General features: G+C 65.7%; 15 protein-coding genes. 11 read left to right on the top strand and 4 right to left on the bottom strand.

Going from position 1 to position 18496, the window contains the following annotated elements:
• The first annotated feature begins 92 nt into the window (after window positions 1-92).
• Window positions 93-1460 (top strand): cryptochrome/photolyase family protein, encoded by a 1368-nt coding sequence (locus IE191_RS19355; protein ID WP_191326029.1) that lies wholly within the window; start codon window positions 93-95, stop codon window positions 1458-1460.
• An 18-nt stretch (window positions 1461-1478) separates the two neighbouring features.
• Here IE191_RS19355 and IE191_RS19350 read toward each other — a convergent pair whose 3' ends face one another.
• The 3 genes from IE191_RS19350 to purF form a co-directional block, all read right to left on the bottom strand.
• A complete protein-coding gene (locus IE191_RS19350) occupies window positions 1479-1829 on the bottom strand; it encodes a PilZ domain-containing protein (RefSeq protein ID WP_191326028.1) in 351 nt (116 codons plus the stop codon).
• A 146-nt stretch (window positions 1830-1975) separates the two neighbouring features.
• On the bottom strand, window positions 1976-2707 hold the full coding sequence (locus IE191_RS19345) for an SDR family NAD(P)-dependent oxidoreductase (RefSeq protein WP_191326027.1): 732 nt from the start codon (window positions 2705-2707) through the stop codon (window positions 1976-1978).
• 2 nt (window positions 2708-2709) lie between these two features.
• Complete coding sequence (purF, locus tag IE191_RS19340) at window positions 2710-4188, bottom strand: amidophosphoribosyltransferase (protein ID WP_191326026.1); 1479 nt, start codon at window positions 4186-4188, stop codon at window positions 2710-2712.
• Between the two features lie 278 nt (window positions 4189-4466).
• Here purF and IE191_RS19335 point away from each other — a divergent pair, with 278 nt between their 5' ends.
• From IE191_RS19335 to IE191_RS19290, 10 genes are all read left to right on the top strand, one after another.
• Window positions 4467-6269 (top strand): sensor domain-containing diguanylate cyclase, encoded by a 1803-nt coding sequence (locus tag IE191_RS19335; protein WP_229815673.1) that lies wholly within the window; start codon window positions 4467-4469, stop codon window positions 6267-6269.
• 160 nt (window positions 6270-6429) lie between these two features.
• Complete coding sequence (locus IE191_RS19330; protein ID WP_191326024.1) at window positions 6430-7671, top strand: lipoprotein-releasing ABC transporter permease subunit; 1242 nt, start codon at window positions 6430-6432, stop codon at window positions 7669-7671.
• On the top strand, window positions 7664-8338 hold the full coding sequence (locus IE191_RS19325; protein WP_191326023.1) for an ABC transporter ATP-binding protein: 675 nt from the start codon (window positions 7664-7666) through the stop codon (window positions 8336-8338). The genes IE191_RS19330 and IE191_RS19325 overlap by 8 nt, the downstream gene beginning before the upstream one ends.
• A gap of 86 nt (window positions 8339-8424) precedes the next feature.
• Window positions 8425-8691: a hypothetical protein gene (locus tag IE191_RS19320; RefSeq protein ID WP_191326022.1), complete on the top strand. Its 267-nt coding sequence runs from the start codon at window positions 8425-8427 to the stop codon at window positions 8689-8691.
• An 80-nt stretch (window positions 8692-8771) separates the two neighbouring features.
• Window positions 8772-9272, top strand: a complete 501-nt coding sequence (locus IE191_RS19315; RefSeq protein WP_191326021.1) for a glutathione peroxidase — start codon at window positions 8772-8774, stop codon at window positions 9270-9272.
• An 84-nt stretch (window positions 9273-9356) separates the two neighbouring features.
• A complete protein-coding gene (locus tag IE191_RS19310) occupies window positions 9357-11213 on the top strand; it encodes a DUF885 domain-containing protein (RefSeq protein WP_229815671.1) in 1857 nt (618 codons plus the stop codon).
• Between the two features lie 60 nt (window positions 11214-11273).
• Window positions 11274-14867 carry a DNA polymerase III subunit alpha gene (gene dnaE / locus IE191_RS19305; RefSeq protein WP_191326020.1) on the top strand — a complete coding sequence of 1198 codons (3594 nt, stop codon included), beginning with the start codon at window positions 11274-11276 and terminating at the stop codon, window positions 14865-14867.
• Window positions 14868-14912: 45 nt separating this feature from the next.
• Entirely contained in the window at window positions 14913-16514 is a 1602-nt protein-coding gene (locus tag IE191_RS19300; RefSeq protein ID WP_191326019.1) for a long-chain fatty acid--CoA ligase, read from the top strand.
• Window positions 16515-16560: 46 nt separating this feature from the next.
• A complete protein-coding gene (locus tag IE191_RS19295; RefSeq protein ID WP_191326018.1) occupies window positions 16561-16896 on the top strand; it encodes a YbjQ family protein in 336 nt (111 codons plus the stop codon).
• Window positions 16893-17180, top strand: coding sequence for a hypothetical protein (locus IE191_RS19290; protein WP_191326017.1), 288 nt, complete (start codon window positions 16893-16895; stop codon window positions 17178-17180). The genes IE191_RS19295 and IE191_RS19290 overlap by 4 nt, the downstream gene beginning before the upstream one ends.
• Window positions 17181-17311: 131 nt before the next feature.
• On the opposite strand, the gene IE191_RS19285 is transcribed toward IE191_RS19290, so the two are convergent.
• Complete coding sequence (locus IE191_RS19285) at window positions 17312-18382, bottom strand: PA0069 family radical SAM protein (protein WP_191326016.1); 1071 nt, start codon at window positions 18380-18382, stop codon at window positions 17312-17314.
• Window positions 18383-18496 lie beyond the last annotated feature (114 nt).

Below are 18496 nucleotides of genomic sequence, written 5' to 3'. Positions count from 1 at the left end.
CGCAGACATGCGCCAGCTGGGGCAAGACCCTGCACCAAGGGGCAGGGCGCCGACCATGGCCAAGTTGGCGATTAGCCGCCAAATAGCAAGGCATGACGAGCCCAACAATTGTCTGGCTGCGCCGTGATTTGCGCTTGCACGACCAGGCCGCCTTCCGCGCTGCGGCCCAGAGTGGCAATCCGGTGATCCCGGTCTATGTGCTGGATGATGAAACCCCCAAGCATCGCCGCATGGGTGCCGCGTCGCGCTGGTGGCTGCATCACAGCCTGGCGCGCCTGGATGCGGATCTCAGGGCCCTGGGTTCGCGCCTGGTCCTGCGGCGGGGCAAGAGCGATGCGGTGCTCGCCGCGATCCGCCGCGAGACGGGCGCGCGCGTGGTTCACGCGCTGCACCATTACGAACCGTGGTGGCGCCTCGCCGAGCGCGCCGTGGCCAAGACATTCGACCTGCGGCGCCATCATGGCAATTTCCTGTTGCCGCCCGGCACCGTGACCACCGGCAGCGGCCAGCCCTACAAGATCTACACCCCGTTCTGGCGGGCCAGCCTGCAACAATTGCCGCCGCCCCCGCCGCAGCCGGCGCCAACCAGGCTGGCCGCGCCGGAGTTTTGGCCGCAGAGCGATACGCTGGACGATTGGAACCTGCTGCCGACCGCGCCCGATTGGGCAGGTGGCTTTCGCGAGACCTGGACGCCGGGCGAAGCCGGCGCGGCAGCGCGCCTGGAAACCTTCGCTGGGCGCGCTGCCCGCTATGATGCGCAGCGCAACCTTCCGGCCTGCCCGGGCACCTCGATGTTGTCACCCCACCTGCATTTCGGGGAAATCTCACCCGCCACGGTGTGGCACGCCGTGGCCGAGGCCGGTGGCAGCGTGGACGTGTTCCTGAGCGAACTGGGCTGGCGCGACTATGCCCAGAACCTCATCCTGCAATGCCCGGATTATGGCGTGCGCAATGGCCGCGAGGCGTTCGATGCGCTGCCCTGGCGCGATGCGCCCGAGGAACTGGCCGCGTGGCAGCAGGGCCGCACCGGCTATCCCATCGTCGATGCCGGCATGCGCCAGCTCTGGCATACGGGGTGGATGCACAACCGCGTGCGGATGATCGCCGCCAGTTTCCTGATCAAGCACTTGCTGATCGACTGGCGCGCCGGTGAGCAGTGGTTCTGGGACACGCTGGTCGATGCCGACTATGGCGCCAATGCCACCAACTGGCAGTGGGTGGCGGGCAGCGGGCTGGACGCCAACATGTTCGTGCGGATCATGGCGCCGCTCTCGCAATCCGCCAAGTTCGATGCCGCCGCCTATATCCGCGAATGGGTGCCCGAACTGCGCCACCTGGATGACGAAGCGATTCACGATCCGGCGCGACCGCCTCGGGGCTATCCGCCCAAGATCATCGCCCACACCGAAGCGCGCGCGCGGGCGCTGGCGGCCCATGCGGCAATGAAGCAAATGGCCTGAGGGCTTTTTTGGGCGTTGTTAGCGGGCGTCGCTGTCGTTGTCGCCGCCGTAGCGCAGCAGCAGGGCGTCATGGTCGCGCTGGGTCAGCAGGTTGGAGAACGCGCAGCCGACCAGGCCCGCGTGCCACCACACCACTTCGGCTTCGCGCGGTTCTAGCCCGGGCAGAGTGAGGAACACCTTGCTGCCTTGCGCGAGCCGTGCCGATGCCAAGGCGGAAAAACCGGCCAGGGAAAGGTCCAGCACCAGCGTCTGTGCCGCGCGTGCGCCATTGCGCCGCAGTCTTGATGGGATCACCAGCCGCGAACGGGGCGCGCAGCGGTCATCGCTGGCGGCGGCTTCATAATCGTGTTGCCAATTGATCGTAGGCATTGGCCGTGACCTGCTGAAGGCTTTGTGTCAGGCCGCGAAAACGCTGCCCCTGTGAAAGCATGAGGATATTGCGTTACCACGAGGTTAACGCGCGGCCATCAATCCTAAGATTTCGTGCGATAGCTGGTTGTAACGCTGGCGAAACCTCAGCGCGGTTCATCCACCCGTTCGCGATGCGGGCTAGCGAAGTCCTCGGCGGCGAGGGCCGTGATTCGCGCTGCCACCACGTCGGGCGCCTTCACGCTGGCGGGGTTTTCGCCCGGATAGGCCTTGGCGCGCATCTTGGTGCGGGTGGCGCCGGGATCGACGATGGCCACGCGAATGCCCGAAATCGCGGCGACTTCCTGGGCATAGCTGGCAAGCAGGTTGTCGAACGCGGCCTTGGTGGCGCCATAGGCCCCCCAATAGGCGCGGGGTGTGGCGCCCACGCTGCTGGTAAGTCCGATCACGCGCGCATCCTGGCTGCCTTTCAGCAGCGGGTGGAACGCGGTGATCAGCGAATGCGTGGCCAATACATTGAGCGTGATCGCGCGGCTGAAATCGCGCGGCTCAATCTGCCACACCGGAGTGAGCGCGGGCAGGACGGCGGCATTGATCACCAGAATGTCGAGCGCGACCCAGCGTTCGGAAATGGCCGATGCCAGGCGGGCAACGCCATCGGGTTCGGCCAGATCGACCGGGGCGATCGTGGCATTGCCGCCAGCCTGGAAGATTTCGTCTTCCACCTTTTCCAGCTCGGCCGCCGTGCGCGCCACCAGCACGACATGCGCGCCAGCGGCGGCAAGCGCCTTGGCCGTGGCGGCGCCGATGCCCCGGCTCGCGCCGGTCACCAGCGCAACCTTGCCAGCCAGCGGCGTGGCGACGTATGCGCCCGACACGCTCAGGCGACCTTGGCCGGCTTGGTCTTGAGCTTGACCGGCGAGCAGCCCGGCGAGCGATCACCGAAGTCGGTCAGGCGCGTGGGATAGTCACCGGTAAAGCAGGCGTCGCAATACTGCGGGCAGGCGCTGCTGCGCTGCGCTTCGCCCACGGCGCGATAGAGGCCGTCGATCGAGACGAACGCCAGGCTGTCGGCCTGGATGAATTCGGCCATGGCGGCAATGTCCATGCGTGCGGCGAGCAGCTTGGAGCGTTCCGGCGTGTCCACGCCGTAGAAGCACGAATGCTCGGTCGGCGGGCTGGCGACGCGGAAGTGGACTTCGCGGGCGCCGGCTTCGCGCATCATCTGCACGATCTTGAGGCTGGTGGTGCCGCGCACGATCGAATCGTCGATCAGCACGATGCGCTTGCCCGCAACCAGGGCGCGGTTGGCGTTGTGCTTGCGCTTGACGTCGGCATTGCGTGCGCCGTCGGACGGCTGGATGAACGTGCGGCCGACATAGTGCGAGCGGATGATGCCCAGCTCGAACGGAATGCCCGACTGCTGGGCATAGCCCAGCGCCGCCGGCACGCCGCTGTCGGGAACCGGGATGACGAGATCGGCATCGGCCGGGTTTTCCAGTGCGAGCTGCATGCCGATAGCCTTGCGCACTTCATAGACCGAGCGGCCACCCAGCACCGAATCCGGACGGCTGAAATAGACGTGCTCGAAAATGCAGGGGCGCTGCGGCGTTTCGCCAAAGGGGCGGTGCGACTGGATCGAGCCATCGAGCGCGACCTGGATCAGCTCGCCGGCCTCGACTTCGCGCACCATGTCGGCACCGACGACATCGAGCGCGACGCTTTCACTGGCGAAGACCACCGCATCACCCAGCTTGCCCATGACCAGTGGGCGGATGCCCAGCGGATCGCGGCAGGCGATCATGCCTTCGGGCGTCATGCAGATCAGCGAATAGGCGCCTTCGACCAGGCGCAGCGCATCGACGAAGCGATCGAGCAACGTGGGATAGCGGCTGGTGGCGACGAGGTGGATGATCACCTCGGTATCCGAGGTCGACTGGAAGATCGCGCCCTTCTGCACCAGATCGCGTTTGAGGAACATCGCGTTGGAGATGTTGCCGTTGTGCGCGATGGCAAAGCCACCCGAGGCCAGATCGGCAAACAGCGGCTGCACGTTGCGCAGGCCCGAACCGCCGGTGGTGGAATAGCGGACATGCCCCGCTGCCATCATGCCGGGCAGTTCGGCAATCGCCTGGCCGCTGGAAAAGTTCTGCGCGACATGGCCGATGCCACGGCGGGAATAGAATTCCTGCCCGTCGAAGCTGGTGATGCCCACCGCTTCCTGGCCACGGTGCTGAAGGGCATGAAGCCCCAGCGCCGTCATCGCTGCCGCGTCGCGCGCGCCCAGCACGCCGAAAATGCCGCATTCCTCGCGCAGCTTGTCGCCGTCGCGGTCCTCGAAGGGGTTGGTGGTGATCATCTGTCTCGCAAGCGCTCGCGCCAAAGACTCGCACCGGTGCGAAATGCCCCGGCCGAGCAATGGCGCCCATGTGGCGAGGTTTGCCGCCAAAGGCAAGGGCGCGCGGGTCGCGACCGGGTCATGGCTGTCGATTCAGGATAAATTATCCCTTGCTGCCATACAGTTGTTCAAGAGCGGCGACCACGGTGGCGTTGGTCAGGAAATATTTACCATCGTTTTGCCCGCTAAGCGGTCCCTCTTAGCCCCGAATTAACCATTTGGCGGGCAATCTGTGCGCCATGCAAACCGCTGTTCCTCTCCGGCCCCGCCTGGCCATTACGCCCACCGCCTCGCTGCGGAGCGCGATCGCTACGGGACTTGCCTTTTTCATCAGTGCGTTCCTTGCCGTGCACTACAGCCGGTTGAGCGGCGGGGTGGCGATGGTGTGGGTATCCAACGCGATTCTGGCGGCGCGACTCCATGCGCTGCCGACGCGGGTGTGGCCCACCACAATCGCTGCGGCGGGCCTTGCGAGTTTTCTGGTGACCGGCTTTTTCGGTCTGGGCTGGATCGCGGCGCCGTTCATGGTGGCCATCAACATGTTCGAAGGCGTAGCCTCGGCCGCGATCCTGCGGCGGATCATGAAGGCGCACTGGCCGGAAGAGACTGCCGAATGGATGGCAGGCTACAGCCTGGGCATCGGGCTGATCGTGCCGATGGTTGGCGCGGCGCTGGCATCCGCGATCCTGGCGATTACGCATGGCCATTCGCTGCGCGCCAATTTCGTCGACTGGATGGTGGGGCACTCGTTGGGGATGATGATCTTCCTGCCCAGTGGCAGCCTTCTGTGCATGGCCTTGCAGACGCGCGAGCCGCTGCTGCCGGAAAAGGCCGGTCTGCGTGGGTTGCTGCTGTGCGGCACGATGGCATTGCTGACTCTTGCGGTCTTTTCGCAGACCGCGCGGCCGTTGCTGATATTTCCGCTGCTGCTGGTGTTGTTCGGTGCGATCTGGGCCAATGCCTTTGTCGCGCTGTCGCTGCCGGTGATCCTGGCCACCGTCGGCGGCTTGTTGACGCTGCACGGCTACGGCCCGATTGCCGACATGCAGTTTGCCCCCACCGACCTCAAGGTTCTGGCTGGCCGCCTGCAATTCTTCCAGGTGTACCTGGGCATTACCGTGCTGGCCGTCCTGCCGATCGTGGCCGAACAGGAGCGCCGCCGCCGCCGCATGCGCGACCTGGTGCATAGCGAGGCGCGCTATCGCCTGCTGTCCGACCATGTCAGCGACGTGATCATTCACATGAGCCGGGGCGGGACGGTCCGTTATGCCTCGCCCGCCATCACGCAACTGACCGGCCACGTGCCCGAGCAACTGCTGGGCGTCGATTTCCGCCATATCGTGGTGGAAGAGCATCGCAGCGCCGTTTCAGCCGCATGGCATGCCGCGATGGCCAGCCCGGGCGAACCCGTCGGCGTGGAATTCCTCGGCCTGCGGCTGGGTGGGCCCAGCCGCTGGTTCGAGACGCATTTCCGCGCCGTGACCAATGAGGCGGGCGAAGTGGATGGCCTGGTCTGCGTGACGCGCGATATTTCCCAGCGCAAGCGGATCGAGGAAGACCTCTCCCGCGCGGCCCTGACCGATCCGTTGACCGGCATTCCCAATCGCCGCGCGTTCTTCGAAACGGCCGAGCGCGTCGGCGCGACTGGCCTGCCTTCGGCCCTGGCGGTGATCGACATTGATTACTTCAAGCAGGTCAACGATCGCTATGGCCATGCCGTGGGCGACCGGGTCTTGCGCGCCTTTGCCGAAGCGGCCGTGGCAGCGGTGCGTGCCACCGATTTCGTCGCGCGGATCGGCGGAGAGGAATTTGCCGTGCTCCTGCCCGATACCGAACTGGTTCACGCCGAAAAGGTGTGCCAGCGCCTGGCCCGCGCCGTCAATGCGCTGGCGGTTGATACGCCGCAAGGCCAGGTGAAGATCACGATCAGCGCCGGCATCGCCGCGCTGGGCGACCATCCCGATGCCGCCCTGGCCGCTGCGGACAGCGCGCTCTATCGTGCCAAGGCCGAAGGCCGCGCCAGGCTGCGCGTGGCGGCCTGAACTGCCGGATCGGCGCGCGCGCCAGGATAGCCAGGTCCATTTTCTGCGGGAACCTTGCGGGCCCTTCGCGATTGGGCAGGGGCGTCTTGCCCTGCCGCGCCTGCGGGCCTAAAGCGAGCGCCGACATTCCGTTCCGTTCCAGCGCGAAAGTGTGCCGCCTTTGATCCTCTCGCCATTCGAATGGACCATCGCCAAGCGTTACATGTTGCCCGGGCGCGGCGAAGCCTTCATCGCCATGGTCGCCGGCATCAGCCTGGTCGCCGTGATGCTGGGCGTGGCCGCGCTTGTCATCGTCATGAGCGTGATGAACGGCTTTCGTGCGGAGCTGCTCGACAAGATCGTGGGCCTCAACGGCCATGCCGTGATCCAGGCCTATGGCGGTCGGCTGGAGGATTGGCAGGATATCCTGGCCAAGCTGGAAAAGACGCCCGGCGTCACCCGCGCTTCGCCACTGATCGAGCAGCCCTTGCTCGCGAGCTTCAACGGCCGGGTCGAGGCGATCCTGGTGCGCGGCAATACGACCAAGGATATCAACCGCCTGGGTGACAAGCTCAAGGCCGGCAACCTGGCCGCCTTGCTGGCCGGCAGCGACAACGTGGCGATCGGCTCGCGCCTGGCGGAAAGCCTGGGTGCGCAGGTGGGCGACACGATCACGATCATCAACCCGGCCGGGCGCTCCACCCCATTCGGCACCGTGCCGCGCCAGGTGGGGTACAAGGTGGCCGCCATCTTCGAGATCGGCGTCTACGACTATGACAACGCTTTCGTGGTCATGCCCATTCCCGATGCCCAGACCCTGCTGCTGACTGGCGACTCGATCGGCATGATCGAAGTGACCACGACCGATCCCGACACGGTGATGACCACGCTTGGCCCGCTCAAGAAGCAGCTTGAAGGGCGCGCGCAGGTGACCGACTGGAAGACGATCAACGCCAGCCTGTTCGAAGCGCTGGCGGTAGAGCGGGTGGCGATGTTCGTGGTGCTGTCGATCATCGTGCTGGTTGCGGTGTTCAACATCCTTTCCTCGCTGATCATGCTGGTGCGCGCCAAGACGCGCGACATCGCGATCCTCCGCACGATGGGCGCGTCGCGGCGCAGCCTGCTGAAGATCTTCATGGCGATCGGCTTTGTCATTGGCGCGTTGGGCACGGCGGTGGGGCTGCTGCTGGGCTTCGTGTTCCTCTATTTCCGCCAGCCGATCGTCCATCTGGTGGAAATCGTCACCGGGCAGAACCTGTGGGACCCTTCGATCCGCTTTCTCACCGAACTGCCCAGCCGCAGCGATCCGGTGGAAATCACCGTGATCGCGCTGATGGCGCTGGTGCTCAGTTTCCTTGCCACGCTTTATCCCGCCTTGAAGGCGGCCAGTACGGACCCGGTGCAGGTGCTTCGTTATGAGTGAGCCAGTCGTCCGCCTGCGCAACCTGCGCCGCAGCTTTGAACAGGGCGGGGTGCGTATCGACGTGCTGCGCGGGGTCAATCTCGATATTCGCCCCGGCGAGATCGTCGCGCTGCTCGGGCCATCGGGCTCGGGCAAATCGACGATGCTCCAGGCGGTCGGCCTGCTCGAAGGTGGCTTTGAAGGCATGATCGAGATTGCCGGAACCGATGCCGCGCGATTGAACGGTGACGCGCGCACCGTGCTGCGTCGCGATCACCTGGGGTTCGTCTATCAGTTCCACCACTTGCTGCCCGATTTCAACGCCACCGAAAACGTGGTTCTGCCCCAGCTCGTTTCGGGCAGGACCGAGGCAGCCGCGCGCCAGCGGGCGACCGAACTGCTCACCGCGCTGGGCCTGGGCCATCGGCTCGATCACCGGCCCAGCCAGCTTTCGGGCGGGGAGCAGCAGCGCGTGGCCGTGGCTCGTGCCCTGGCGAACCGGCCAGCGCTCGTTTTGGCGGACGAGCCGACCGGCAATCTCGACGAAGTCACCGCCGACCGCGTGCTCGACGAATTTCTCAAGCTGGTGCGCGGCGAAGGCAGCGCTGCGCTGGTCGCCACGCACAACGAGCGCCTGGCGCTGCGCATGGATCGCGTCATGCGCCTGCGCGACGGGGTGCTTGAATAAGCTCCGGTTCAGACGCGACTTGCTTTCCTGCGGAAACCCGAAGGGCGCATAAGCGTTTCGGGGGAACCCAAGGAGGGTTTTGTAAGATGAATACCACAATTCGTGCCGAATCTCGCGACAGCGCCCATGACTTCTGGAACGATCACGCCACGATCGTCCCGCGCGACGCGGCTGGCAGTGTGCTCCATGGCTTTGCCGTCCTCCATTCCGGGACTTTCGCGGAGATGGTGCGTCTGATGGGCCGCATGCCCGAGGCAGACCGCGCCGAACTGATCATCGAGAAGTCGGGCGATCGCAATTACGGCCCGGCTGAAGCGGTTGCTCTGTTCAAGCGCGACGATTTCCCGCTCTGATCCCTGCCTGCGTATTGCATTGATTTCGGGTGCCATTACGTGAAAATGCGTAATTGGACGGACCGCCCCGGAGCGATGCGATGACCGAGACCGAAGCAAGCCCCAAGACGATCGCCGATTTTGATGCGTGCCTGCCGAATGGAGAGCGCATCAGCCTGGCCGATCGCCTGGGTAAGGTGCTGCTGGTGGTGAACACCGCGTCGAAGTGCGGTTTCACCCCGCAGTATGAAGGCCTGGAAGCGCTGTGGCGCAAGCACCGCGATGCCGGATTTGAAGTGCTGGCTTTCCCCTGCAACCAGTTTGGTGGCCAGGAACCCGGCACCGCCCACGAGATTGCCAGTTTCTGCCAGGTCAACTTCGGCCTCAGCTTTCCGTTGATGGGCAAAGTCGATGTGAACGGAGACAGCGCCGAGCCGCTGTTTGACTGGCTCAAGGCCGAAGCGCCGGGCGTGCTGGGCACCAAGGCGATCAAGTGGAATTTCACAAAGTTCCTGATCGATCGCGAGGGTCATGTCGTCCGTCGTTATGCGCCCACCGACAAGCCTGAATCGCTTGAAGCCGATATCGTCGCCCTGCTGTGATCGGCGCGCCCTCTGGTTTCGGTTGTAAACGGTTGGCGGTTTTGTAAAAACCTGCCGGTATACGATCCGAAGCAGGGGACATTGATGACCAAGCCGATCCACGCCATGTTGGCCGCCAGCGCGCTTGCGCTGTGCCTGCCGGCCATGCCCGCACTCGCGCGCGACACCGCGATCCCGGCGGCAAAAAAGGCCGATCCGGCCGCCGAAGATGCGCGGCTGGCTGCTTTTCTCGATGGCGAATTCACGGCCGAACTGGCCCTGCGCCCACAGCTTGCCACGCGGCTGGGGCGCAAGGAAGGCATGGACCGGCTGGACGACAACAGCGATGCGGGCATCCTGCGCCGGCTGGAATGGCGCCGGGGCAGCGTGGCGCGGATGAAGGCGGCCTTCGCGCGCGATCGCCTCTCTCCCGAAGGCCGCATCAACTACGACATCTGGGCGCTGGAGCTGGAGCGGGCCGAACTGCAATACCGCTTCCGCCGCTATCAGCCGCCATTCTATTCGTTCCTCTATTCCGCCCATGCGGAAGTGCCCAATTTCCTGATCAACACCCACCAGGTGCAGGACGCCAGCGACATGGCAGCGTATATCGCGCGGGTGAAGGCGACGCCGGCCGCGCTCGACACCGCGATTGCGCAAAGCACGCTGTCGGCAGCCCAAGGCATCGTGCCGCCACGGTTCCAGCTTGAGCGGGTGATTGCCGGCAGCCAAGGGCTGATCACCGGGGCGCCCTATGATGCCGGTGCACCGTCGGCACTCTGGGCCGATGCCCAGGGCAAGATCGCCAAGTTGCTGGCAGCCAAGGCGATCACCGATGGCGAGGCTGCCACGCTGACCGCGCAGGCCAAGGATGCGATCCTGGCGCTCAAGCCGGCCTACCAGCGGGTCATCGCCTGGGCGCAGGCGCAACTGCCCCATGCCAAGAGCGGGGTGGTGGGTGTCGGCACGCTGCCGGGCGGGGCTGCGTGGTATGCTGCGGCGCTGCGGCTCAACACCACGACCGACCTGACGCCCGAGCAGATTCACCAGACCGGCCTGGCCGAAGTGAAGCGCATCAACGCCGCCGAGGATGCACTGGCGCGTCAGGCCGGCTTTGCCGATGCCGCCGCGCTGCGCGCCGATCTGATCGCCAAGGATCCGCCGCGTCCGTGGACCGACGAATTGCGCGCGGCGCGCCTCGCCAAGTCCAACGCCATCGTCAACTCCAATCGCGCCCTGTTGCCCAAGGTGTTCACCGTGCTGCCCGCCTATGGCACCGAAGTGGTGCGCGAGCCGGCGTTCAGTGAAGTGGCCGGGGGCGCGGCCCACGCCGCCTATGCCAGCGCCGATGGCAAGCGGCCGGGCCGCGTCTGGCTGCATATGCTGGGCGAAAAGGATCCGGACGCCACGCTCTACACGCTGATGTGCCACGAAGGCATTCCCGGCCACCTGATGCAGGGCGATATCCAGGTGCGCCAGACCGGCACCCCGCAGTTCCGCAAGGCCTATACCTATGTCGCGTTCAACGAAGGGTGGGCGCTCTATGCCGAGCGGCTGTGCAGCGAAATGGGCGCGTTCCCCGATGCCGCTGCCGATCTGGAACGGCTCGATGCCGAACTGTTCCGTGCCGCGCGCTTGGTGGTGGACACCGGATTGCACGCCAAGAACTGGTCGGAAGACCAGGCGGTGCAATACCTGATCGATACCGCGCACCTGCCCGCGCAGCAGGCCCGTTCTGAAGTGCGCCGCTATATCACGCTGCCGGGGCAGGCGACCGGCTACAAGGTCGGCATGCTGCGAATCGTTGCCCTGCGCGAAAAGGCCCAGGCCGCGCTGGGCGCCGGCTTTGACTTGCGGGGCTACAACGATCTGGTGGTCAGCGCCGGCTCGGTGCCGCTGGCGGTGCTGGAAGGGCGGGTGGACGCCTGGATCGCCGAACAGCGCGCCAAGGTGCATCCGTAATCTGTTGATGAGGGCGAGCACCCTCTCAAAATGCGGCAAAGGCCATGCTATCTTGTTGGCATGGCCTTTGCTCCCTTCGTTCCGCTGCGCGTCTTCTCGTCGTACACCATGCTGGACGGGGCGATCGACCCCAAGGCGATTGCCAAGACCGCAGAAAAGCGCGGGTTCCCGGCCATTGCCATCACCGATCGCAATGGCCTTTACGGCAGCGCTGCCTTTGCCAAGGCCTGCAAGGACGCCGGGGTGCAGCCGATCGTCGGCACGATGCTGGCCGTCGCCCGGCCGGAGCGGGAAGGGGCTTCCAGCCCTGGCTTCGGCCCCCAGGCGCCGACGATCGACTGGCTCGCGCTCTATGCGCAGGATTCGCGCGGCTATGACAATATCTGCCACCTCGTCAGCCGCGCGCATCTCGATCGCCCGCTCGAACATGCGCCGCATGTGCAGCTTGCCGATCTGGAAGGCCATACCGACAGCTTGATCTGCCTGACTGCGGCGGGCGAGGGCGCGTTGGTGCGGCTGCTGGCCGGCGAGCAGCAAAGCGCGGCGGAGGCCTATTGCACCAGGCTGGAGGAGCTGTTTCCCGACCGGCTCTATATCGAGCTGGCGCGCCGCAACGATGCTGGAGAAGAAGCCGCCGAAGAGGCCCTGATCGCCCTGGCCTATGCCCGCGATCTGCCGCTGGTGGCAACCAACCCGGCCTGCTTTGCCGATGCCGGGTTCTATGATGCGCACGATGCCATGCTGTGCATTGCCAGCTCCACCCACGTGGACAGCCCGGATCGTCCGCGCTCGTCGCAGCAATGGTGGATCAAGCCGATCGAGGCGATGCAGGAACTGTTTGCCGACGTGCCCGAAGCGCTGGCGAACACGCTCGTTGTGGCGCAGCGCACCGCCTGCATTCCGCCCAAGCGCAAGCCGATCCTGCCCAGCCTGGCCGGCGACAAGGAAGGCGAAGCCCTGGCCTGCGCGCGCGACAGCCGCACCGGCCTGGTCGCGCGGATGCGGCCCTATTACCCAGAAGCCTGCCATGGCGAGCTGGCCCACGTCCTGTGCCTGGAGCCCGAGGCGCAGCCGCAGGCCGAGGACTATCCCGAACTGGTCGCGGCCGGCGCCTGGGACGAGGTGCTCGACTATCGCAAGCGCCTGGAATTCGAGATCGCGATCATCAATCGCATGGGCTTTGGCGGCTACTTCCTGATCGTGGCCGATTTCATCAAGTGGGCCAAGGATCACGATATTCCGGTGGGGCCGGGGCGCGGTTCGGGCGCCGGGTCGCTCGTCGCCTGGGCGCTGACCATCACCGATCTCGATCCGATCAAGCTGGGCCTGCTGTTCGAACGCTTCCTCAATCCCGAGCGCGTGTCGATGCCGGACTTCGACATCGACTTCTGCGAAACCCGTCGTGGCGAAGTGATCCGCTATGTCCAGGCCAAGTATGGTGCCGATCACGTGGCGCAGATCATCACGTTCGGCAAGCTCAAGGCCCGCGCCGTGCTGCGCGATACGGGGCGCATCCTGCAAATGAGCTATGGCCAGACCGACCGGCTGTGCAAGATGGTGCCCAACCATCCCACCGATCCCTGGACGCTGGAGCGCGCGCTCAACGGCGTGGCCGAGCTCAAGCGCGAATATGACCGCGATCCCGAGGTCAAACGCCTGATCGACCTGGCGCGCCAGCTCGAAGGCCTGCCGCGCAACTCGTCCACCCACGCGGCGGGCGTGGTGATCGGCGACCGGCCGCTGGCGCAATTGGTGCCGCTCTATCGCGATCCCCGGTCGGACATGCCGGTGACCCAGTTCGACATGAAGCATGTCGAGGATGCGGGGCTCGTCAAGTTCGACTTCCTCGGCCTCAAGACGCTGTCGGTCTTGCGCAAGGCAGTGGACCTGCTGGCCAAGCGTTCGATCACCATCGATCTATCGCTGCTGCCGCTCGATGATGAGGGCGTCTATCGCCTGCTCCAGGTTGGCGACACGGTGGGGGTGTTCCAGTTGGAATCGGAAGGCATGCGCCGCACCCTGGCGGCGGTGAAGCCCACCAATTTCGGCGACATCATCGCGCTCGTCTCGCTCTACCGACCCGGCCCGATGGACAACATCCCCTTGTTCGGGCGTCGCAAGAACGGGCTGGAAGTCATTGAATACCCGCACGAAAAGCTTTCGGGGATTCTGGCCGAAACCTATGGCATCTTCGTCTATCAGGAACAGGTGATGCAGGCCGCGCAGATCCTGGCGGGCTATTCGCTGGGCGATGCCGACCTGCTGCGCCGCGCCATGGGCAAGAAGATCCAGGCGGAAATGGATCAGCAGCGCCTGCGCTTCGTGGCCGGCTGCAAGGAAGTTTCGCAGATCGAGGCGAACAAGGCCAACGAACTGTTCGACTTGATCGACAAATTCGCCGGCTATGGCTTCAACAAGAGCCACGCGGCGGCCTATGCGCTGCTTGCCTATCACACCGCCTGGTTCAAGGCGCACTATCCCCACGAATTCTATGCCGCCTCGATGTGCTTCGACATGCACCAGTCGGAAAAGCTCAACATCTTCGTGGATGACATGCGCCGCAACGGCGTGGCCTTGGCCGGGCCGGACATCAACCATTCCGAAGCCGAATTCACCGTGGAGCGCACCGCTGAAGGACATGCCGTGCGCTATGCCTTGGCGGGCCTGCGCAACGTGGGAGAAAAGGCGATGGACGCGATCGTGGCCGAGCGGGAGGCCAATGGGCCGTTCGCCACGCTCGACGATCTGTTCAAGCGCATTCCGGCTGGCTCGATGAACCGGCGCCAGTTGGAAGCGCTGGCCGCAGCCGGCGCACTCGATGGCCTGGAGCCGAACCGCGCCAAGATCATCGCCAATGCCGAACTGCTGATGGCCGTGGCCGACGAGGCGGTGCGCAGCCGCACTTCGGGACAGGGCGGCCTGTTTGGCGGCGACGGGCATGATCAGCCCGCCACGCGCCTTGCCGAAACCAAGCCATGGAGTCGGGCCGACCAGATGGCGGCTGAGCGCGAGAACTTCGGCTTCTATTTCGCCGCCCACCCGGTGGAGGAATATCGCGCGGTGGCCAGCGCCAATGGTGCGCGCACCTATGGCAGCCTGATGGCCGGCTCGGGCGACGGGGGCGGGGCGGCACGATCGGGCGCGGTCATGGCGGCGCTGGTGGAAAACGTCCAGAAGCGCAAGACCAAGCGCGGCAAGGACTTCGTGATGGCCGATTTCTCCGACAGCAGCGGGCTGTTTTCGGCCTCGTGCTTCGAGGAAAGCCTGGTCGACGATTTCGTCACCTGGGCGCGCGAGGGCACCTGCGTTTTGCTCAACGTCGAACTCGACCGGCCCAACCCCGACGAGCCCCCGCGCGTGACCGTGCGCGGGGCGCGGCCGCTGGCCAGCGTGACCAGCGCGGCGCGCATGCACCTGACGCTCGACGTGCTGCGCGAAGACGCCATTCGCGAACTGGCGCTGCTGCTGCCGCGCGCGCCCGATGCCAAGGGCGAAGTGATCGCCCGGCTGCGCACCACGAGCGGGGCCGAGCCGCGCGTGCGGCTGGGCCGCAATTTCAAGCTGGACAGCGACCTGATCGAGCGGCTGATGCCGATCGAGGGGCTGGCCAACATGGCGCTGACCGCCAAGGCCGATCTGCGACTGGTGCAATAAGACACAGCCGGGCGATCAAGACCCGGCAGAAAGGATGGCTGGAGGATGCTGAGCGGAATGCAGGACTGGCCGCTGCGCGTGGGCCGGCTGATCGACCACGCCGCGCGCGAGCACGGCCACCGCGCCATCGTCAGCCGCTGGGCCGATGGACGCGAAACCGCAACGACCTGGGCCGGGGTGCGCCACGACGCCGCGCGGCTGGCGGCAACGCTGCGGCGGATCGGGGTGCAGCCGGGAGATCGCGTGGCCACGCTGGCGATGAACCACGCGCATCACCTGGCCGCGTGGTATGGCATTCCCGGCGCCGGCGCGATCCTCCACACGCTGAACCCGCGCCTGTTTCACGACCAGCTCGAATTCATCGTCAACCACGCGGAAGATCGCGTGCTGCTGTTCGATGCGGTGTTTGCCCCGCTGGTGGAGCAGATGAAGCCGCGGTGGCCGACGATCGAACACTATGTCTGCTTCGACAGTGCGGAGCCGGCTCCCGGTTTCGCCGGGTGGATCGGCACGGACACGGCCGAGTGGGTGGAGGGCGACGAGCGCGAGGCCTGCATGCTCAGCTATACCAGCGGCACGACGGGCAATCCCAAGGGCGTGCTCTATTCGCACCGCTCCACCGTGCTCCATGCGCTGGCCGTGTTGCAACCCGAAGTGTTCGGCATGGAAAGCCGCAGCGTGGCCCTGCCGGTGGTGCCGATGTTTCATGCCGCCTGCTGGGGCCTGCCCTGGGCATCGGCCAGCGTGGGCGCCAAAGTGGTGCTATCCGCCGTGGCCGAGCCGGCGGTGCTGTTCGACCTGATGCAGCGCCATGCGGTGACGGCCATGGCCGGTGTGCCGACGGTGTGGCTGGGGCTGGCGCAGCATGCCGACGCGGTGGCCGGCGGCGCCTTTCCGCCCGCGCTGAAAGACGTGCTGTGCGGCGGATCGGCCCTGCCGCGCGCGCTGATCGAGCGGTTCATGGGGCAGGGGCTGCGCGTCAGCCACGCTTGGGGCATGACCGAAACCTCGCCCATCGGCACGGCCGGGGGCGAACCGTGGAACTGGGACAGCCTCGATTTCCAGGCGCAGGTGACGCTCAAGGCCAAGCAGGGCCGCCCGCCGTTCGGGGTTGAGATGCGCTGCGTCGATCTGGGTGATCCGGCGCAGGTGCTGCCGCGCGATGGCCAGACCGCAGGGGCCTTGCAGGTGCGTGGTCCCTGGGTGATCCAGCGCTATTTCAAGGCCGAGGCCGATGCGGTGGACGGCGATGGCTGGTTCGATACGGGCGACGTGGCGATCCTCCACCCCGACGGCACCTTGCAGATCACCGACCGCACCAAGGACGTGATCAAGTCGGGCGGGGAATGGATCAGCTCGGTAGAGCTGGAAAACGCCGCCGTGGGCCACCCCGCCGTGGCCGAAGCCGCCGCGATTGGCATTGCCCATCCGCGTTGGGACGAGCGGCCCTTGCTGGCCGTGGTGCTGCGCCCCGGCATGCAGGCGAGCGCGCAGGACATGCTGGATTACCTGGCCACGCGCGTGGCCAAATGGTGGCTGCCCGATGCGGTGGTCTTTGTCGAAAGCCTGCCGCACACCGGCACCGGCAAGATTTCCAAGAAGGACCTGCGCGCACAATTCCATGGATTTTCCTGGAATCAGGGATAATCTCGGCGCCGACGCGGCCAGCCAAGGCCGCATGGGAGAGAATGCCATGATCGTGACGACCACCGAGAACATTGCCGGTCAGGAAGTGGTCGAAAGCCTGGGCCAGGTGTTTGGCGTGGTGGTGCGCAGCCGGGGCCTTGCCGGCAATATCGTGGCCGGCTTGCGCACGATCATCGGCGGCGAGATCAAGGAATATTCCGCGCTGGTGGAAGACACCCGCCGCCACGCGATCGACCGCTTGGTGATGAACGCGCGGCTGATGGGCGCCGATGCCGTGGTGATGATGCGTTTCGATTCCGGCTCGATCGGCCAGACCATGAACGAAGTGGTTGCCTATGGCACGGCGGTGAAGCTGGCGCGCTCCGGCGTGACTGCGGCATGACCGGCGGCGCGCGCCTCGCCGCCTTGGTGACTGCGGGCCTCGCTGCGGTGGGCGGGATCGTACTCCATCTGGTCACCGGCAACGGCTGGGGCCTGATCGGCCTGGGCGCGGTCATCGCGCTCGCCACGGTGTTCGAACGCCGCTACCGCGCACGCCAGCCCGAAGGGCACGTCCCCTGGCAACGCACCGGTGAATGTGAAGTGGACGTGGAGACCGGCGCGGTGGTGGAAGTGTGGTACGATCCGGTCACCGGTGCGCGCAAGTATGAACCCGTGGCGGATTGATGGGGTAGATTGTGCTTGGTGTCCACCACCCCCCGACCCCCTCCTCTAAAGAGGAGGGGGAGCATCTCGGCCTGAGCCCCCTCCTCTTTAGAGGAGGGGGTTGGGGGTGGTGCGAAACCTGAGCCAACCTTTCAAAACAGATCCATCTGCCCATCGCGCGAGGGGGCGCGGAACTGGGTGCAATCGAGGTCCAGCCGTTCCTGCGCGATGCCTGCGCGGCGCAGGGCGAGGCGGAAGCGGGTGCGGATCAGGTCTGCCCAGACGCCTTGCGGCTTCATCCGGGTGTGAAAGCTGGCGTCGTAATCCTTGCCACCGCGCATGGATTGCACGGTGTGCATCACTTTGGCGGCGCGATCGGGGAAATGCACGTCGAGCCATTCGCGAAACAGCGCGGCGACTTCATGGGGCAGGCGCAGCATGATCCAACTGGCCGAGCGCACGCCCATGGCCCCGGCCTGCATCAGGATTTCTTCCAGGAAGTGATCGGTGATAGCCGGGATGATCGGCGAAATGCCCACGTGCGCGGGAATGCCGGCATCCACCAGCTTGCCCAGCGCAGCCATGCGCTTGGCCGGACTGCTGGCGCGCGGCTCAAGCAGGGTGGAGAGGCGCGGATCGAGGCTGGTGATCGACAGGCCCACTGCCACGAGGCGGCGTGCGGCCAGTTGCCGCAGCAGGTCGAGATCATCGAGCACGCGCGCGGACTTGGTGGTGATCGTGACCGGATGGCCCACCTCCAGGCACAGTTCCAGAACCTGGCGGGTGATGCGGAAATCCCGCTCGATCGGCTGATAGGGATCGGTGTTGGTACCCATGGCCAGAGGCCTGGGACTGTACCCACGCTTGGCAAACGCGGCGCGCAGCAGCTTCGCCGCCTGCGGCTTGGCGAAAAGCTTCGTCTCGAAATCCAGGCCGGGCGAGAGATCGTGATAGGCGTGGGTCGGCCGCGCATAGCAATAGATGCAGCCATGCTCGCAGCCGCGATAGGCGTTGACCGAGCGGTCGAACGGAATGTCGGGCGAGGTGTTGAACGTGAGGACGCTCTTGGGAAATTCCCGCGTTACCGTTGTGCGCAGCCGGGGCGGCTCCCCGTCGATGGCCTCGGCTGCATCGCGCCAATCGCCATCGGCCTCGCGCACAGCCAGGCCAAAGCGCGTGGGCACCGCGCCTGACTGCGCACCTCGGCCCTTGATCGGTTGCATCGTGCGAACATAACAAGAACAAATGGCGATGCAACCCTTTCCTCCCCGAGGCGGGCAGGGGAATCGCATATGGGCTTGCGCTGCTGATTGAATAGGATTCTTGGGGTGTCTCCG

The sequence above is a fragment of the Novosphingobium pokkalii genome (assembly GCF_014652855.1).
Taxonomy (GTDB): domain Bacteria; phylum Pseudomonadota; class Alphaproteobacteria; order Sphingomonadales; family Sphingomonadaceae; genus Novosphingobium; species Novosphingobium pokkalii.
This window is presented reverse-complemented; position numbering and strand designations above follow the sequence as displayed.

Excerpts from the sequence above, each read along its gene's own strand:
- IE191_RS19355 (WP_191326029.1), top strand. The coding sequence starts at position 93 with ATGACGAGCCCAACAATTGTCTGGCTGCGCCGTGATTTGCGCTTGCAC.
- IE191_RS19350 (WP_191326028.1), bottom strand. The coding sequence starts at position 1,829 with ATGCCTACGATCAATTGGCAACACGATTATGAAGCCGCCGCCAGCGAT.
- purF (WP_191326026.1), bottom strand. The coding sequence starts at position 4,188 with ATGATCACCACCAACCCCTTCGAGGACCGCGACGGCGACAAGCTGCGC.
- IE191_RS19335 (WP_229815673.1), top strand. The coding sequence starts at position 4,467 with ATGCAAACCGCTGTTCCTCTCCGGCCCCGCCTGGCCATTACGCCCACC.
- IE191_RS19325 (WP_191326023.1), top strand. The coding sequence starts at position 7,664 with ATGAGTGAGCCAGTCGTCCGCCTGCGCAACCTGCGCCGCAGCTTTGAA.
- IE191_RS19320 (WP_191326022.1), top strand. The coding sequence starts at position 8,425 with ATGAATACCACAATTCGTGCCGAATCTCGCGACAGCGCCCATGACTTC.
- IE191_RS19315 (WP_191326021.1), top strand. The coding sequence starts at position 8,772 with ATGACCGAGACCGAAGCAAGCCCCAAGACGATCGCCGATTTTGATGCG.
- IE191_RS19310 (WP_229815671.1), top strand. The coding sequence starts at position 9,357 with ATGACCAAGCCGATCCACGCCATGTTGGCCGCCAGCGCGCTTGCGCTG.
- dnaE (WP_191326020.1), top strand. The coding sequence starts at position 11,274 with ATGGCCTTTGCTCCCTTCGTTCCGCTGCGCGTCTTCTCGTCGTACACC.
- IE191_RS19300 (WP_191326019.1), top strand. The coding sequence starts at position 14,913 with ATGCTGAGCGGAATGCAGGACTGGCCGCTGCGCGTGGGCCGGCTGATC.
- IE191_RS19295 (WP_191326018.1), top strand. The coding sequence starts at position 16,561 with ATGATCGTGACGACCACCGAGAACATTGCCGGTCAGGAAGTGGTCGAA.
- IE191_RS19290 (WP_191326017.1), top strand. The coding sequence starts at position 16,893 with ATGACCGGCGGCGCGCGCCTCGCCGCCTTGGTGACTGCGGGCCTCGCT.
- IE191_RS19285 (WP_191326016.1), bottom strand. The coding sequence starts at position 18,382 with ATGCAACCGATCAAGGGCCGAGGTGCGCAGTCAGGCGCGGTGCCCACG.